The following is a 680-nucleotide window of genomic DNA, read 5'->3' as shown; positions in this document are numbered from 1 at the left end:
CGGTTAGCCTGTCGCGTAACAGCTCGACAATGGCGGGCTGCCTGGAAGAAAAGCGGACCAGCTGTTGGGCGGCCCGGCGTTGGACGGCCTTGTTGCGGTCGCCCAGGCAGCCGAGCAGGGCGTCTACCACCGATGACGGCAGAACCAGCTCATCGCCGGCCTGTTCCAGCTGGGCTAGGCTGGCCAGCCGAGTATGGGAATTGTCCAGGCTGAGTCGGTCGCACAGGCGTCTAAAGTCCATAGGCGTGCAGGATCGTTTCTGGAATGACCCGCATATGCTGAGGGCCTAAAAAATAGTGTTCGGGGGAGAGGAAGATCTGGTCCATGCTCCGTTGCAGGGCGGGGAGAGTCAGGGCCTGTCCGCTGAGGGTCGACTGGAGGCTTTCAACGGTGTGGACGGGCGCCAGAAAATCTCCGCTCAGCTGGAGCGCCGACAGGGTGTGCTGGGGAGTGACCTCAAAACCGATGGTCAGGCTGCCGAGGGGTGTGGGCAGGCTGGGCTGAAAGGGCAGGTCGTGGCGAGCCGGCCAGCTGGAGAGCCAGGCATCGGCCGCCGAGCTGTGGGCCAGGCGGCCGATGTGCTCTTGCTCGGTGTGGCTCAGGTTCTGGGCGACACAGGTCTCGGCCAACTGGGCGAAGCCGTGCTGGAAGAGACGCGTCAGCTGGGCCAGCGAGGGTGG

The 680-nt window shown here is 64.7% G+C and carries 2 protein-coding genes; both read right to left on the bottom strand.

Annotated features, from left to right (window positions below):
• On the bottom strand, nt 1-241 hold a 241-nt coding region (locus J4F42_16065; GenBank protein MCE2487030.1), incomplete at its 3' end, for a hypothetical protein.
• Nucleotides 231-680 (bottom strand): hypothetical protein (locus tag J4F42_16060; protein MCE2487029.1); only part of this gene is annotated, 450 nt, incomplete at its 5' end. The genes J4F42_16060 and J4F42_16065, both read right to left, overlap by 11 nt.

The organism is Desulfurellaceae bacterium (assembly GCA_021296095.1).
GTDB lineage: Bacteria > Desulfobacterota > Binatia > Bin18 > Bin18 > JAAXHF01.
This window is presented reverse-complemented; position numbering and strand designations above follow the sequence as displayed.